12 protein-coding genes are annotated in these 17,087 nt (G+C 39.1%); 6 read left to right on the top strand and 6 right to left on the bottom strand.

All coding sequences use genetic code 11. The features are described from left to right. Positions 1-2 precede the first annotated feature (2 nt). Entirely contained in the window at positions 3-1,208 is a 1,206-nt protein-coding gene (locus tag Q4575_RS00195; RefSeq protein ID WP_303520932.1) for an AGE family epimerase/isomerase, read from the bottom strand. A 10-nt stretch (positions 1,209-1,218) separates the two neighbouring features. After that, positions 1,219-2,406 carry a glycosidase gene (locus Q4575_RS00190; RefSeq protein ID WP_215963099.1) on the bottom strand — a complete coding sequence of 396 codons (1,188 nt, stop codon included), beginning with the start codon at positions 2,404-2,406 and terminating at the stop codon, positions 1,219-1,221. Positions 2,407-2,824: 418 nt separating this feature from the next. On the opposite strand from Q4575_RS00190, the gene Q4575_RS00185 reads away from it, so the two are divergent. Next, positions 2,825-3,820 (top strand): LacI family DNA-binding transcriptional regulator, encoded by a 996-nt coding sequence (locus tag Q4575_RS00185; protein WP_215963098.1) that lies wholly within the window; start codon positions 2,825-2,827, stop codon positions 3,818-3,820. A gap of 104 nt (positions 3,821-3,924) precedes the next feature. On the opposite strand, the gene Q4575_RS00180 is transcribed toward Q4575_RS00185, so the two are convergent. After that, positions 3,925-5,331, bottom strand: a complete 1,407-nt coding sequence (locus Q4575_RS00180) for an MFS transporter (RefSeq protein ID WP_252736533.1) — start codon at positions 5,329-5,331, stop codon at positions 3,925-3,927. A gap of 577 nt (positions 5,332-5,908) precedes the next feature. On the opposite strand from Q4575_RS00180, the gene Q4575_RS00175 reads away from it, so the two are divergent. From Q4575_RS00175 to Q4575_RS00155, 5 genes are read left to right on the top strand one after another with little or no spacing between them, the layout of a single operon-like run. Then, on the top strand, positions 5,909-7,084 hold the full coding sequence (locus Q4575_RS00175; protein ID WP_215963097.1) for an AGE family epimerase/isomerase: 1,176 nt from the start codon (positions 5,909-5,911) through the stop codon (positions 7,082-7,084). Next, on the top strand, positions 7,071-7,673 hold the full coding sequence (locus tag Q4575_RS00170) for a sulfatase-like hydrolase/transferase (protein ID WP_215963096.1): 603 nt from the start codon (positions 7,071-7,073) through the stop codon (positions 7,671-7,673). Before Q4575_RS00175 ends, Q4575_RS00170 begins: the two co-directional genes overlap by 14 nt. A 13-nt stretch (positions 7,674-7,686) precedes the next feature. Then, on the top strand, positions 7,687-9,051 hold the full coding sequence (locus Q4575_RS00165; RefSeq protein ID WP_215963095.1) for a phosphomannomutase: 1,365 nt from the start codon (positions 7,687-7,689) through the stop codon (positions 9,049-9,051). A 13-nt stretch (positions 9,052-9,064) separates the two neighbouring features. Continuing rightward, positions 9,065-9,859, top strand: coding sequence for a GDSL-type esterase/lipase family protein (locus Q4575_RS00160; protein ID WP_303520927.1), 795 nt, complete (start codon positions 9,065-9,067; stop codon positions 9,857-9,859). A 1-nt stretch (position 9,860) separates the two neighbouring features. Continuing rightward, on the top strand, positions 9,861-11,126 hold the full coding sequence (locus Q4575_RS00155) for a GDSL-type esterase/lipase family protein (protein ID WP_215963093.1): 1,266 nt from the start codon (positions 9,861-9,863) through the stop codon (positions 11,124-11,126). A gap of 125 nt (positions 11,127-11,251) precedes the next feature. Here Q4575_RS00155 and Q4575_RS00150 read toward each other — a convergent pair whose 3' ends face one another. The 3 genes from Q4575_RS00150 to Q4575_RS00140 form a co-directional block, all read right to left on the bottom strand. Continuing rightward, positions 11,252-12,025, bottom strand: coding sequence for a DUF2167 domain-containing protein (locus Q4575_RS00150; RefSeq protein ID WP_252736534.1), 774 nt, complete (start codon positions 12,023-12,025; stop codon positions 11,252-11,254). A 509-nt stretch (positions 12,026-12,534) separates the two neighbouring features. Beyond that, positions 12,535-13,776 carry a glycoside hydrolase family 27 protein gene (locus Q4575_RS00145; protein ID WP_303520924.1) on the bottom strand — a complete coding sequence of 414 codons (1,242 nt, stop codon included), beginning with the start codon at positions 13,774-13,776 and terminating at the stop codon, positions 12,535-12,537. Positions 13,777-13,921: 145 nt separating this feature from the next. After that, the gene (locus tag Q4575_RS00140; protein ID WP_303520922.1) at positions 13,922-17,041 is read right to left on the bottom strand and encodes a TonB-dependent receptor; all 3,120 of its coding nucleotides are present in this window, start codon (positions 17,039-17,041) and stop codon (positions 13,922-13,924) included. Positions 17,042-17,087 lie beyond the last annotated feature (46 nt).

Raw genomic sequence — 17,087 nt, 5'->3', positions numbered from 1 at the left:
TATTATTCCCCTTTGATTAAATCGAATAATTTTGCTACTTCCATCATAGCGCGACCGTTATGATACGGTGCTTTCCAAAATCCCGCCTTATAAATACAAGATCCTTGGTTATTATCCATATTTGAAAGCCAATGCCATTCACCTGCTTTTGCGTCTATATGATGATTATTAATGAATACCCATATGTCATTGCAAGCTTTGATATATCTAGCTTCACCAGTTAAATAGTAGACATTTAAAAAGCCAACTAATGCTTCAGCTTGAACCCACCAGTAACTTTCTTCGTGACGTTTTTGTGATGCTATTTCATATTCATCACAAACTTGGCCATGTTCACCTATGGCTTCATTTAAACACGTTTCAGCTAATGAGATAATAATCGGTTTGAAGTAGGCTAATTTATTGCTGTCGCCTAATATTTCAACGGCTTCCCAAAGTAACCAGCTGGCCTCGATATCATGACCATAAGACACCGTTTTTGAAATATCTTGCCATTGCATATCAAAAAACAACTTTAAATGGTTAGTCGACTTATCGATTATAAAATCATTAAAAACGTCAATTACATGTGCCAACGCTTCTTTTATCTTTGCTTCTGGCTTAACTGCATATAACGCACTATAAGCCTCTAACACATGTAAATGCGTATTCATTGACTTAGGTGCATTTAAATCTTTATCACTAAGTCGAAAATCGTCGATGGGTTGCCACGTTTGTGTATAAGCTTCTACATAACCACCACACTTTTTATCTCGAGCATATTTTTCAATTAGCTCAAAATATTCCATCGACTTTTCTACAGCTAGTTTGTTTCCTGTTAATCGGTAATAAGCACAAAAAGCATAAATACAAAAACTCTGCCCGTAGGTCTGTTTTTTACCATTGACCAATTCACCGGTTGATGACACTTCCCAAAATGCACCGCCATTTTCAATATCATCAAAATAGCTTATTAGATATTCGAACGCTCTGTCCGCAGCATTTTTGTCATCGTCCTTGCCACTAAACATGGCGCTTTCACTGTAAAACCACAAGATACGGCTGTTTTGTACTATTCCTTTTCTTTCACCTTCAACGATATTTCCCCAAAAGTCGACTTGTCCAACAAACCCGCCGTGTTGGTGATCTAAAGTGTTTTTTAACCACCATTCACTAATCGCAGAGAGCTCAGTGACCGCAGATTTTTTTGAAAACAATACGTTGTCCATCCGTATTTCCTTATTGTTGGTGATGTTCATTTTGGGAAATCAGTTGATTAATGGCATTAACCGATAATGCGGAACGATAACCATCTTCGGGTGTATTTTTACAATAGTCGATGAGCTGTAAGATAGACGTGGTTGCTACATGCATACGTGTGTCTGACGAAGCGTAATAAATATGAACATCACCATTGTCATTAACAATCCAACCGTTGCTAAATACCACGTTGGATACATCGCCCACTCGCTCACACCCCTCTGGGGCGATTAAATGCCCTGCTGGTTTGTGAATAATTTTCCACGGTTGTTTTAAGTCTGTCATAAAGGCGTATAACACATATCGCAAACCCGCTGCGGTGTTACGCACGCCGTGAGCTAAGTGCAACCAACCTTCCGTTGTTTTAAGCGGTGCAGGACCTTGCCCGTTTTTAACTTCGTTTATTGTGTGGTAGGTTTTTGAATCGACAATAACTTCGTCTTTGATTTCGGCATTTTCCATAGATTCAGTCAAACCCCACCCTATGCCACCGCCACCGCCCACACTAATAAAGCCGTCCTGTGGCCTTGTAAATAAAGCATATTTTCCATCAACAAATTCAGAATGTAATACAACGTTTCGCTGCTGTCCTGAATAGGTGATTAAATCTGGTAGGCGTTCCCATGTAACTAAGTCTTTGGTGCGAGCAATGCCACATTGTGCTTCAGCAGCACTGGTATTCTCCATTAATGTTTTATCTTTTCGCTCAGTGCAAAACAATCCATAGATAAAACCATCTTCATGGGCTGTTAATCGCATATCATAAACATTGGTATCCGGCTCCTCGGTTTCCGGCATCGTGATTGGATTTGACCAAAATCGAAAATTGTCGATACCGTTGTCACTTTCTGCAACAGCAAAAAACGATTTTCTGTCGTTGCCTTCAACTCGGACGACCACAATATATTTGCCATTAAATAACATTGCACCAGAATTGAGTGTTGCATTTACGCCAATGCGCTCTAATAACATCGGGTTACTTTTTTCATTAAAGTCATAACGCCAATTTAACGGGATATGGTCGCGAGTAATGATGGGGTTTACCCACCGCTGAAAAATACCATTGTATTTGTTAGCTGGTTGGTTTGTTAATGAAAGTAAATCTTCATTATCCGCTAATAAGGTCATTAGTTTTTTATCAAATGTAAGCGATGTTAAATTAGTCATAAATTACTTCTCTGGTATTTGTTTTAAGTCACATTTCATTTAGCTATCAACTGACTCTGAATAGTCTGTTTAGCAACAGAGTTACGCCTAAGTCACTTCACTAAAATTAACCGGTTCATCTTGAGTGGACAGTTTCAAATCTTGATAAACGCTGATTGCACTTGCCACTAAATTTAAAACTCAATCCATTAATAATTAGTATTAAATGAACCGCAGCAACTAAATGAAAAAGCAACTGTTACCAGACGCTTCTAAATACTAAACAACCACAACATGAACCGGTTCATTTACGTAATTTATATTGTTTAGTCATTATTTACTAGAATTATTTCACCTTGATTGAATATTCAGGTTAAAATATCGGAATAATTGTTTTAATTTCATCGAAATACCGTCAAATATTTTGGAAAGGATCTGTATGAGTACAATTAGAGATGTCGCAAAAGAATCGGGGTTATCCACCGGGACGATTTCAAAAGCCTTGAGTGACCCAAAATCGGTGTCACCTAAAAGTTTGTCTAAAGTTCAAGCGGCTATCACTAAACTTAATTACAAACCAAACATGCTTTCCCAGAAATTTCGAAACAAACAATCAAAAACCATCGTTATTTTAGTCCCGGATATTGCCAATTTATTTTTTGCACAGGTCATTAGTGGCATAGAACATGTGGTGCACAAACATGGATTTAGTGTATTGCTAGGTGATACCAATGGTGAAAAACAACGGGAACAAGAATACATAAAGATGGTTGAAACTCGATTGGCTGACGGTCTAGTTAACTTGTGTCCGCATATGGACCAAGGTTCAATATTACCGTTAGAGAATGTGGTCGCAGTAAGTGCTGGAGGCTGTGAAAACACACCGTACCCTTCGGTTAGAATCGACAACGTTGGCGCCAGTGAAAAAGTAGTCGACTACTTAATTTCACTTGGCCATCGTCGTATTGGGGTGATTTCGGGACTAGAAGATAACCCACACAGTATTGACCGTTTAAAAGGTTATCGGAATTCAATCGAAAAAGCAGGGATCAAATTTGAACCAGAATTAATATATGGCGGCGACTTTAACTTTTGGTCTGGATTAAGTGCATCAGAATATTTCTACCGACTAAAAGATAAAATGCCTACAGCGCTTTTTTGTATGAATGACGACATGGCAATTTCAGCAATGAAAGGCATGTTAAACAACGGACTTAAAATACCAGAAGATATTTCCATCACAGGATTCGATGATCTACAGGTGTCTCGTTACGTAAACCCTGCCCTTACGACTATTTCTCAACCTGCCCAAAAGATTGGTGAAAAGTCCGCTGAATTATTGCTGCAATTACTAGAGGGGAAAAACCCAAATCAAACCGAATATGTACTGCCGTATGACTTTATTATTCGAGAAAGCACTTCAGCAATTAAATAAAACATTAAAAAGCCTAATCGAATTAACTCGCTTAGGCCTTTATTATTATTTGAAAAATCTTATAGACTGTTTTACCCGTCTCATAGTTAACGTTAATTTACGCTCTATTCAGGATTAGACACCGCTGTGACACCACTGCGTAATTTAATATTAATATCTTCTACCACGTCATCCGTTAGGCTATAAAAATAAATGAAGATCCCAGACAACAGTGCGCCAAGTCCTGGTAAATAACTCACCATCATTCGTAAGCCTTCTTTCGCTGACTCACTTTGATCTACATTTGCTTCATAACCGTAAAACGCTAATGTCCAGCCGGTAATAGCCCCGCCAATTGTCCAACCCATTTTTTGGGCAAACGATGCGGATGAAAAGATAAGCCCCGTAGAACGGCGTCCTGTCGTAAATTCAGAGTAATCGGCCGTGTCTGCATACATAGACCACAACAAAGGAAAAATAATACCCGCACACATACTAATCACAACTTGGGATAGTAAAATCATCCACACTTGGTCATTACCCAAGTAAAACACCGATATACTTAAAAATGCAGCGATAAACATGGCGTACATAAACGTATTCTTTTTACCTATATATGTCGAAATCGGTTTTGCTAAAATAACCCCAACAATATTGGCAGCTTGACCAATGACAAGGTATGTCGCAATCAAACTAAATGAAATACCAAAAATATCGATTTCTTTTATCGCAAAAAAGTACTTTAAATAGTAAACGGCAGAGCCATCTCTTATGCTGTTAAAAATAAGCGTCGATAAGGCCGCACCTAATAAAATAAACCAATGTTTGTTTTTAGCTAGATTTCTAAAATCTGACTTTAGCGAATTTTGCTGTTCTGCCGGCGGTTGCACTCGTTCTTTTGTCCAGGCAAACGTAAAATAAAACATAATTGAACATATCAAGCCAAACACCATAACCGTATACATCCAGCCAGCTTTCATGTCGGGTTCCGAGCTGCCGAAAGTACTAAAGTATGCAAGTAACGGCTCAACCATAGCTAATGAGGCAATGCCGCCTGCAAAGGCAAATACCATCCGAAAAGACGCAAGACTTGTTCTGTCTTCGCTGTATGAAGACATAACACCTAACAATGAACCATAGGGGACATTTACTAGCGTATACACCATCATCATTAAACTGTACGTAACATAAGCGTAAACAATTTTGTATTCCATCGCCCAATCCGGCGTGGTGAATGTTAATACGCCAACAAGTGCAAATGGGATCGCGCCGAATAATATGAAGGGTCTAAATTTTCCCCAACGGGTGTTAGTTCTATCAGCAATAATCCCCATAATTGGATCATTTGCAGCGTCCCAAACACGTACCAACAAAAACATTGTACCTACCGCTGCGGCAGACATACCAAAAACATCGGTATAAAAAATCATTAAATAAACAGCAAATAACTTCCAAAACATCGATGACGCAAAGTCACCAAGGCCATAGCCTACCTTTTCTTTTAAACTTGGACGGTCATCATTCAAAATCATATTTTAGTCTCTACAGTCATGTTACTGACAATTAATTTTTGTATCTGGTTTGTTAAATTATGCTCATTTTCTATTATTATTTTGCACCTACCCTTGAACCGGTTCACAAGATGACTGTATATAATCAATAATAATTTAGCCTGTCAACTTAAATTGTTATCTCGAATCAGTAACATTTGCGCGCCATACCTAATCGTAACAACCGGCCTTCTATACCTATAGTGGATCTTATTTCCGCCAAAATATTTTAATATAAACTTGTTAAAGGTGGCATGTTCACGCGAATAACATTTTCAATATAAGAAGCTGATAACAAACACTTTAAAATAGGTAGAATGTTTTTTCCACCTAACACGCATAGGGTTAACGAGAGTTTTAGCCAGTTAACCAAAACAATAATTAGTCGTTGCGTTCTTCTGTTAAAATTATGTTTAAAAATAGTAGGCTTATACTTTTATTTCCGTTAAAACAAAATAACAATTGAACCGGTTCACTTCATATGTCAAAGTATGTTCAGTTGATTAAGGAACAACCTTAACCAACGCCCTAATTTTATGACGTTAATTTGAGGTTTTATATGTCTAGTTCGCTTTTTGAGAAAATTTACCAGTTTGAATCATGGCTAAAAAATCAAGCGATACCTTTTTGGAGCCAGCAAGGCATAGATGAACATGGCGCTAGCTACGAAAAATTTAACGCCGATGCCAGCCCAGATTTAACCAGTAATCGACGCGTTCGTGTACAAACCCGACAAATGTTTGTTTTTGCTCTCGCTCAAAATTTGGGATGGATTGATAACGGTACCGAACTTATTGCCAATTTAAATGCCTACTTACTACGATTCGCAAAAGATCCCACTGGCCAACATTTTGTTCATATTTTGGATAAAGATCACAACATTATTAATCGTCATCAAGATTTGTACGATGTTGCTTTTTTATTACTTTCCTATGGCTGGCGTTATCATGTTCTAAACGATCTTAATGCGTTAAATGCCGCCAACTTATTATTGGGAGATATTGATATAAAACTCAAAGATCACCCAGGTGGTTGGAAAGAAGGTGACTACGATTCGCCTTATCGACGCCAGAACCCCCACATGCATTTATTTGAAGCGTTTCTTACCTTATATAAATTTACGCGTGATGGTAAATGGTTAGCAAAAGCAGGCGAAATATTTTGCTTGTTTGAAACGCAGTTTTTTGACCATGAAAATGGAGTTTTATTAGAGTTTTTTACCGACAATTGGCAACCTGTTGCCGGTGAGAAAGGGAATATTGTCGAACCTGGTCATATGATGGAATGGGTTTGGTTATTACGCGAATATCAAAAATACACCCAAGCCCCTGTAGATAAATATTGTCACGAGCTATACCACAATGCAATAAAGCTCGGTTTAGATAAATCGGGCGAGTTATTAGTTGACGAGATTAACCACAAGAGCAAAGTAACCACTGGTAACAAACGTTGTTGGCCAATGACTGAGTGGCTAAAAGCCAGCTTAGCTCAAGCGCAATATACCAAATCAGATCACGACTATTTATCAGACGCAAATAAAGCCGTCGCGGGGTTATTAAAACATTTTATTCGTAACCCAGACCAAGGACGTTATATTGATCAATTAAATAATAATAACGAAGTGATCAACGATACTGCCCCGGCAAGTACCCTGTATCATTTGATAATGGCCGGCTACGAAGCGACAAACTATGTTCAATCAAGCCCTAAAGAGCTTATTTATGCAGTTAGATAATACTAGCCGGTTTGGCTTTTTGAGCACAGTTAAGCGCAAAATAACTTATTGTGGCGTCTTATTCGTCCAGTTATTAGTGACTTGTTTTATTTTATGTTTACAACCTGCTTTTGCAACAGAACAAAGACCGAATATATTGCTAATTACAGCGGACGATTTGGGTTATGACGATTTGTCCTTGCACAATCATGACTCAATCCATACACCCAACCAAGACAGACTTGCCAAACAATCGGTACAGTTTAGCGACTTTTCAGTTACACCGGTATGTTCAACTACACGAGCGTCATTGTTAACGGGAAGAGATTTTTATAAAACGGGGGTTTCCGGTGTCCACGGCGGTCGCGACTTTCTTAATTTATCCGAAACGCTGTTGTCTAATATAATGAAAAAATCTGGCTATAAAATAGCAACATGGGGAAAATGGCACTTAGGTAAAACCGAAGGGTACATGCCACATGACCGCGGTTTTGATCAAGCTTATTATGCTGAATTATATCAACATAAAAATAGTTATGGTTTTAGACGTCTGATTTTAGTCCCAAAAGACACTCCATTATTACCTCAGTATCTGGCATTGCCCAATTAACAAAGAGTAAATTATGTATTCATTAAACTGTTTCAAAGCGTACGATATTCGCGGCATTGTTCCTGACGAGTTAAATCCAACATTAGCCTATGAAATTGGTCGAGCTTACGCCACAATAATAGACTGTAAAACCGTGGTCATTGGGCATGATATTCGTCTATCTGGGCCAGATATATGCCAAGCTCTCGCTAAAGGGTTAATTGACAGTGGCGTGAATGTAATTGATATCGGCCAATGTGGCACCGAAGAAATCTATTTTGCTGTTCCATTTTTTAATGCCGACGGGGGTGTTTGTGTAACCGCCAGTCATAACCCGGCAAACTACAACGGGATGAAACTCGTAGGTCAAGGTTCGCGTCCCATAAGTGGCGATTCAGGCTTAAGCGCAATTAAAGCCTGTATTGCTAATCAAAGTTTTGATTCATTACAAGCGCCGCAATCTAAAGGAAGTTATCAACAAGAACAACCTAGAGCTTTCTACATTAAAAAGCTTTTAACGTTTATTGATGTTGACCAAATAAAACCGCTTAAAATTGTAGTGAATCCTGGTAATGGCGGTGCTGGCGCTGTTATTGATGCCATCGAGCCCTTTTTACCTTTTGAATTCATTAAAGTGAATTTCGCCCCAGATGGTCAGTTTCCTAATGGCGTTCCTAATCCCCTTCTTGTTGAAAACCGAGCAGTGACACGACAGGCTATTATTGACCATAAGGCTGACTTAGGAATTGCGTGGGATGGCGATTTTGACAGATGTTTTTTCTTTGATGAACATGGTGAATTTATCGAAGGTTATTATTTGGTTGGGCTATTGGCGAGTCAGTTATTAAAAACCAACCCTAATCAAAATATCATCTTTGATCCGCGTTTATATTGGAATACCGAAGTTGCGGTAAAACAAGCTGGCGGTATCGGCATAAAAAGTAAAACAGGTCATGCATTTATTAAAGAACGAATGCGAACTGAAAACGCTATTTACGGCGGCGAAATGAGCGCACACCATTATTTTAGAGACTTTTACTTCTGTGACAACGGCAATATACCTTGGTTGTTAATTACAGAGTTACTTTGTATGTCTGGGAAAACCCTATCACAATTAGTGAATCAAGCCACCAGTCAGTTCCCATGCAGTGGCGAAATAAACTTAACAGTAAATAACAGTGACAAAATTCTCAAAGCACTATCGAACAAGTACGCCAATGGAGCATGTAAAGTCGAGTCCATTGACGGTATAGGAATTAGCTTTGACCAATGGCGTTTTAACGTGCGATCGTCAAATACAGAACCCTTGTTGCGAGTTAATGTAGAAACTCGTGGCGACCGAACACTTTTGACTGAAAAAACCAATGAACTTATCGCGTTTATTAAATTAATTAACTAATGAGCATGTAAAAATGACAAAAATAAACCTCCGTTATCTTTTACCATTGCTAGGATTTTTTGCTGTATGTTGTTTCAACCTTTTTGCACATGATGTTGCAATGTCAATTGGCAAAACGCCGTCACAAGCTAACAAGTATCGGTCAATCAACGCTGTACCTAGACTAATTGATCATTCGTGGATGACATTATCGACATGGTATCAACGTCATTCCGAACATCTACAATTAGCCCGCGAAAGCTCTCCAGATATACTGTTTTTAGGTGACTCAATTACCGAAAGTTGGAATTGGGGGGAAGGCAGACAAGAGGTTTATCAACAATACTTTAGTCAATACAAAGCTGCTAACTTTGCTATTGGCGGCGATATGACACAAAATTTACTATGGCGTTTACAACATGGTTTAAAAGGTAATTTGTCCCCTAAAGTTGCAGTTATAATGATTGGTACCAACAACTTTCTGCATCAACATCAGAGCCCAGAAGAAGTCGCCATAGGTGTAAAACACGTTATATCCCAGGTACAAATTATGTACCCAGACATCAAAGTACTTACTCTTGGTATATTACCGCTATTTCAAAACGCAGATAACAACAGTCGTTTGTACGTCGCACAGACAAATAAATTAATAAACAATTTTGCTGATGATATGTCTGTGACTTTCTTAGATTTTAGTAGCAAATTTTTAGATAAAAATGGCGACATACCGCAGGCATTAATGGCAGATTTCATTCACCCAACAGCCCAAGGTTTACATATCGTTGCAAAACATGTGGCACCCGCCATAAAAGTATTATTAGGAAAATAACATGACGATACAAAGTAAATTGGTTATCGCTAAGGTAGCTAAAATCAAATCTACAAGGTTAAAATCAACACTTAAAAGGTTGTTAACCGCTTGTCTTGTAACCCTAACTTTAACGTCATGTGTCACCACAGAGAACAAATCGGGTATAGTAAAAGCCAACAACGATAAAATAACAGTTATGGGTCGCACCATAACAACCCTGGACGGCGCTGTGCAGTTTAGTTATCCAGGCGTTACCTTTGTAATGAATGTGAAAGCAAAAGGCTTCACGGCAAATCTATCAAGCACGAATGGTACAAACTATATCGATATAAGTATTGATGGTGGAGAACCTAAATCTTTTAAAATTTCCCAACAACGCCAAAACATAACATTATTTATGTCACAAAACATTGAGCAACATAATGTCGTTATTCAGCATCGTTCAGAAAGCTGGCATGGCACTACCACATTACATAACCTAACGCTTAATGATGGGCAGTTACTAGACGCCCCGACCTTACCAAATAAAAAGATACTATTTATTGGCGACTCCATAACCTGTGGTGATGCGATTGACCGCCCTATTCCATTGGCTAAAGAACAGTGCAAAAAAACTAATGCTTGGTGGAATGCCAAACAAACCTTTGGCATGTTACTCAGTGAAAAATTTGACGCTCAGGCTCACCTTGTTTGTTTTGGTGGCAAAGGGGTAGTAAGAACATGGCAAGGCAAAACTAACGAACTTAACGCTGAAGACTTTTATCTCTTGTCCGCACCAGACAACAAAGATAAATCAAGATTATTGGCTACGTCTTTTCGAAACCAAACAAACCTAGACGTTAACAAAAAGGCCAGTGACCAGCATAAAAGTGACATATACAACAATGACAATCAAATAGAAAAACGCCTTTGGCCTCAACAAAACTATCACCCGGATCTTGCGGTTGTCGTGTTAGGCACTAATGACTTCTCAAGTGCTGCCGGAGCATTTCCTGAACAAGAACACTTTGTTAAAAGTTATCGACGACTAATATATAAAATACGCAACGACCACCCAGGCGTTAAGATAGCGATTAGCGATGGACCAATGTTAAGTGGCGAAGCAAAACGAACGCTCAGAATGTACTTAACGGAAATAGTCGAACATTATAAAAGCGACGAAGTATCTTTGTTGTTGGCCGAACATAATCCAGGTGATAGTTGCGATTATCATCCAAATAAAGACATCCATAAAGTTATTGCAAATGACTTTTATCAACCGTTAAAACAGTTGATGCATTGGTAAAGACGGCTTGAGTTTGGCTGTTAACAACGAGTAAGTAATGCGCTTTAAAATAGAAGTTGGAGGCCATTGGGCCTCCAATGTTAAATAAAATAGGTACAGCTGCTAATTTGATTATTTAAGCTTATCTATGCTTCTTTGCGCTTAAACTTGCGTTTAAAAAATGCCCCTATTGCAACAATAAAGATGACCCCAAATTTTTTCAGAAAAATAATTGCAGCGGCAATAAATCCTGTTTTAGCAATAACTTTACCTGCCACTAATGCGCCTAGGCCATAAGCGGCAACGTTATCAATTTCTGGGTCAAAATCTCGATAGGTGGACCCTTGGTCGAACTCTGCTATCGCCAACACCGAACCTAATCTCGATTCAATTAACGCTTGTTGTTCTATACTCGCGATGAAATTAAGTACTAAAACTCCTTTTCGACCTAATACGCGAATGTTGTAATTCAGAGTATTTATCTCTTGCTCACCAAACTTTATTTCTTTTGCCCAGTGCAACTTATGGCTCTCTGCGTCGTAATAAGGTGGAGCAGCCCAGCCGATTAAAGCAACAGCACCATAACCAAGTTTAATACGTTCTTCATTGACCGAATCAGTGTCTGACTTCATTTGCACTAACAGCTCAGAATAGTCAATGTCATCTGCGTCTTCGTCAGATACATAACCATCTTCCTCATATTCAATAGTGACTGCCCAAGATGTTTGATCAAATGGCGTCATGTCCGCTGGGAATAACATGCCTAATGTGTTTTGTCCTGGAGGGTTGCCCCAAATTTCTACCAATACCTTTTCCGCATCTTCAGGACTTAAGTAGTAAAAATCTTCAGGGACGTTTAGGGTGGCAACTGCATTAGGTAATTTAATATTACCAGTCTGTAGGTCTAATGAGGCCAACATCTGTTTGGCCCATACTGTGTACTTTTATTCATCCGTTAATTCTGTCCCTTTACTTGCATTAACAAATAATGGCAGGAACAAAAATATTGAAATAATATTTCCTGTGAAATTCATCTATATTCCCTTATATGATTTTTGACGCTTTGGCCTCTGTAATTCAACCAATCGAATTGGCATTACCTACCTGTTGGGGTTGTAAATCAACACCCAGACACAATATTATTTATAACGTAATTAATTCCTTATTGAAATAACTCAGGCCATAAATTAGCTAACACCAAGCAATAAGTAGAATAAGTATGTTTTTCGCTATTAGGTTATCGAAAAATAGAAGCTCAAAACACTAAATTTAGCTACATGCATTGTACCTATGGATAAGCGGAGTTTGGCCGAATGAAAAACACATAAAGTCAGGTGAAGTTTCAACACCAGCCAAGCCCCATTTAACATATTACCTATCAAATTGTCTTACACAACTAAACGCAATAAGGCACTGTTTTAGTTTTTAGTTAATGTTTATCTTTGTTGCTGATCTTATCAAGACGATAAACAACCACACTATGACTTGCCACTTCGACGGTTAGCGCTTTATTGGTTGTGCCTAGCGATCTTTTATTCCACAAATCAGTTATTTGAAATCGTGAATTAATAAAGTTGGTTTTATATTTATTGCCTTCTACTGGAAAAAACGGGTCAACGACATCTTCTTTTTTCCAGTCAAAATGGACTTTTTGTGACTTCTCACCACGATTTAATATCATCATCGCCCATGACTTGTCAGCAAGTGGTTTAAACCAATATTCCATCTCGTGTTCCACTTTATATTTAAACGCCTGTACACCAAGCTTGTCTTGATTTATCGCAATAATGTCACTATTTGTTAATGTGTTTTTAGCCTCTACTGACATCGTTCTTAGGTCATTTCCTGCAATAAGTGGCGCGGCTAACATAGCCCATATTGAGAAGTGAGCTCGGTCTTCATTTACCGACATAGAGTTACCAACTTCCATCATGTCAGGGTCGTTCCAATGCCCCGGTCCAGCGTATTGACGCAGACCATCCTGCATATCTAAGATCCGCATGATGCCCCACGATGACCAAGTTCCATGGTCAACTTCACAATCCCAACAGTCGATAATATCACCTGTAGTTCGCCACAGGTGTCCCATTTCCTCTCCCCATAACCAAGGTTTGTTGTCGCCCCATTCGCAGATACTTAATACCACAGGTCGTTTGGCCGAAAATAAGGCATCACGCATAGTGCGATAAGCGCCTTCAGCTTTTAGATTTTCAGTATTACACCAGTCGTATTTTAAATAATCTACTCCCCAACGTGCGTACTGCAAGGCATCTTGATATTCATAACCATTACTGCCAGGTTTACCGCCACAGGTTTTATCCCCTGCGTCTGAATAAATACCCAGTTTTAATCCTTTGCTATGTACGTAGTCGGCAACTGCTTTCATTCCCGATGGAAAACGCGTTGCGTCAACTTGAATAAACCCATTATTGTCGCGTTCACCGTGCCAGCAATCATCAATATTAATGTATTCGTAACCAACAGCTTTCATGCCAGACGAAACCATTACGTTGGCCATGTCTTTAATTAGTTCTTCGTTAATATCGCAGGCAAATGTATTCCAACTATTCCATCCCATAGGCGGCGTTTCAGCAATTCCTTCAAACTTATTAGCGCTAGCTTGCACTGACAATAGAAGGATACCTATAGCTGCAATTTTTTTTGTTTTCATAAACACTTTATTTCCATTTCATTTATTATTTACATCAACGTCTTAAAGGAAAAACCAACTAACTCTTGTGTTAGACATCGATACTGTTTTTTAATAAAAGCAAAAAAAAAGCCCATTTATATGGGCTTTTCTATCGTTAAATTAATTACATTTTAACTTGTATACCAAACGTTAAACGACGTTCCGCATAAACACGGCTATCAATGTTTGATTCCCATTGGTGGTAATTTTCTTGATACTCTTCAGTTAAGTTTGTGCCTTGAAAAGACACAGTAACCAATGGAGTAACGTCATAACTTATTGAGGCATCAATATAGTTTGTTGCATTGGTGTAATAAGCAAATGCATAGTTACCTTCATATTTAACACCATTAAACATTTTGCTACGGTAGTTATGAGCGATACGCGCCTGTAAGCCGTAGTTTTCATACCATAACGCTAAGTTTGTTTGGGTTTCTGAATTACCAATGCCGGGTAACGAACCACCGTAAAAGTCCAAATCGTTACTGTCACTTGGTGAATAAGTAAAGTTAGCAGTTACGCCAAAGCCACTCCAAAATCCGTCTAAAAAGTCGAATCCTTGTTGATAACCCACTTCAACTCCTGGGTCACTCCAGTCGCCTTCAATGTCGAATGTTTCAGTCGTTTGAATTGGCACCGTACCGGTAAACTCACCAGACGTTAAGTTGTAACCACGGACAACACCATCACTATCTACAATGTCGTCACGTTGAATAAGTGATGTCCTAAAATCAGTATTCCCTTTAACCATAAAGGCACCAATATTAAACATACCGGTTTCGCTAAAATACCACTCGTAAGACACTTCGGCGTTGTCATTACGATTTGGTTGTAAATTAGGGTTACCATCTTGGCCGCCGCCAGTGGCACAGAAAACCTCTTCGCCCTGGGCATTGTCTATCGCACAGTTTTTAACGCGATTAACGGTTAAACCACCAGCTAAACTATCCGTGTTATGAGTAGAAACTGTTTCGGTATAACTAAACCTAAGAATTTGCTCTTCAGTTAAATCAAACGCGATGTTGAGAGCCGGCAAAAAGTCCTGATATTTATTAATCGTATTAATTTTATTGCCATCAGGTTGTAAAATCCCTGGGCCAATTAAATAAGATTGTCCATTAAAAACGGCTGAATTGCCCTGTAAACCTTCACTTTGGGTAATATCAAACTCGGTTTCGATATAGCGAAATCCAACATTACCTGAGTAAGGGAAGCCCGCTAGTTCACCTTCAAGGTTAAATTGAACATACGCTGACGAAGTCGTTTCTTTAACGTTATAGATATTAGCTGCGTCTGGTACAAGTACGTTTGTACCATAGATGTCATTATGCCAAGCGATAGGATCTTTCATCGCTTCTGGGTCAATAAAATACAACTCGCCTAACCCTTCTGCTCCATGAAAATCGCTAATGCCTTTAATCATGCCTTTTTCGTTAAGCTCGGTAAACGACATGGGGTCAATATAAGACTCTAACGTAATTGGTGCCTGAGTAGCTGTATCTTTCCAACGAGCTAAAAACGCATCACCGTATTCATTTGTCCGTGCAACACCGCCATACCAGCCTTGTTTAGTGACTTCTCGTTGCCCTAAACGTACACCAAAATCAACAGATGTCACCATTTCAACGACATCCAATTCTAAATCGTAAGCGCCGTCTAAACGAACTACGTCAAGATTTGCATTTGAAAACTCACCGTAAAGGTTACTCGACTTATTGCTATAACGATTTAAGTTACTACCAAACTTTTCTGTCGAACCATCTTCTAGTACCACGTCATCGAAGGCCCAATTTTGAGTGCCACCAAAATACGAAATATTCACTGGAATTTGGGTATATGAATCCACTTCAGTACCATCTGGCAATCGTGCATTTACGCCATCGTAACCCCAAGGATTAGCATCGCTAATAAAGTCAGTACCTGGACCGTGGAAGGTATCGCCAATCTGAGAACCAGAAGTTACAAATGAATCGATAATACTGCGACTCATATCGTTATTTGCTTCACCGTGCACCCAACGTAAGCTGAGTGTAAGTGCCTCACCGTTGTCATACGCGAACTCTAAATTAGTATTTAGCGCTTCTTTTTCTGTCGCCCAAGTTTGAGAATGGGTTTTTACTGCTCTAGCTTGGTAATCAGCAGACTGAATTGTGTAAAAACTACCTTCATTAGTCACCGGCTCACCATCAACCTGAGTAATATTTGGGTATTCAGTTACAGACTCTGGCGTATACCACCCTGTAACCCCCTGCCAAGCCTGGCTCGCAACAACACCTGCAAAGTATTGATACTCGTTAAGTTTTGTATAGAAAACGTCACTCGTTATGCTCCACTCGTCCGTTATTTGAAATTGAACCGAAGCGTTTACGCCTGTGCGTTCACGGTCAATAAACCGGTTAGCGGCTTGATGCCCTTGGAAACCGTAATACACGTCATTTAAGTCGCCATCGCCATTTACATCTACATTGTCTTGGACAAAATTAGACGCCTCTGACGCCATAAACGCCCAACCACCATATTGACCAGGTTCACCACCTTGAGACCCAGTAGTATAGTCAGCCAAATAGCTGTCTGATTTAGACACGTTTAGTGTGAAACCAAATTCGCTATCGAGGTTATAACCAACAAATGCTGAGATTGATGGGTCAGTTTCTTTACCTAATGAACCTTGGCTTACTTCTGCTTTACCTAAAGCAGTCCAACCATCTTCAAGTAAAAACGGACGGTTTGTACGTAAATCGATAGTTCCGGCCAAACCACTAATTAGGTTATTGGCTTGTGATGACTTATAAACATCTAAGCCAGAAACCATTGTAGATGGAATGTCAGCAAAATCAGGTGTCACGGTTGTAACATTACCTGCAGATAACATTTGCTCGCCATTCAGCGTGGTCATTACGTTACCATTACCACGAATGTTAACTAAGGCTCCTTCACCGCCTGAACGTGTGATTTGGATGCCCGTAATACGTTGCAGTGAATCTGCAATTGTTGCATCGGGTAACTTACCAATATCAACAGCAGATATTGAGTCAACAACACTTCCTGAAAAACGTTTGGTGTTCATCGCATCAATTAACGACCCTCGAATACCTGTGACCTCAATTACTTCTATTTTATCAGCACTGTCTTTTTCATTTGTCACTTCTTCCGCTGCGTATACTGGTACCGCAGTCATAAAAATTCCTGCAACGATACTTGCAGACAGTAAATTCTTTTTAAACTCTTTCATATTGGAAGACATATTCATTCCTATTGACATCAGGTTAACTGTGTAGTGGTTGGGGGGA

This window comes from Psychrosphaera sp. 1_MG-2023 (assembly GCF_030548245.1).
Taxonomy (GTDB): Bacteria; Pseudomonadota; Gammaproteobacteria; order Enterobacterales; family Alteromonadaceae; genus Psychrosphaera; species Psychrosphaera algicola.
This window is presented reverse-complemented; position numbering and strand designations above follow the sequence as displayed.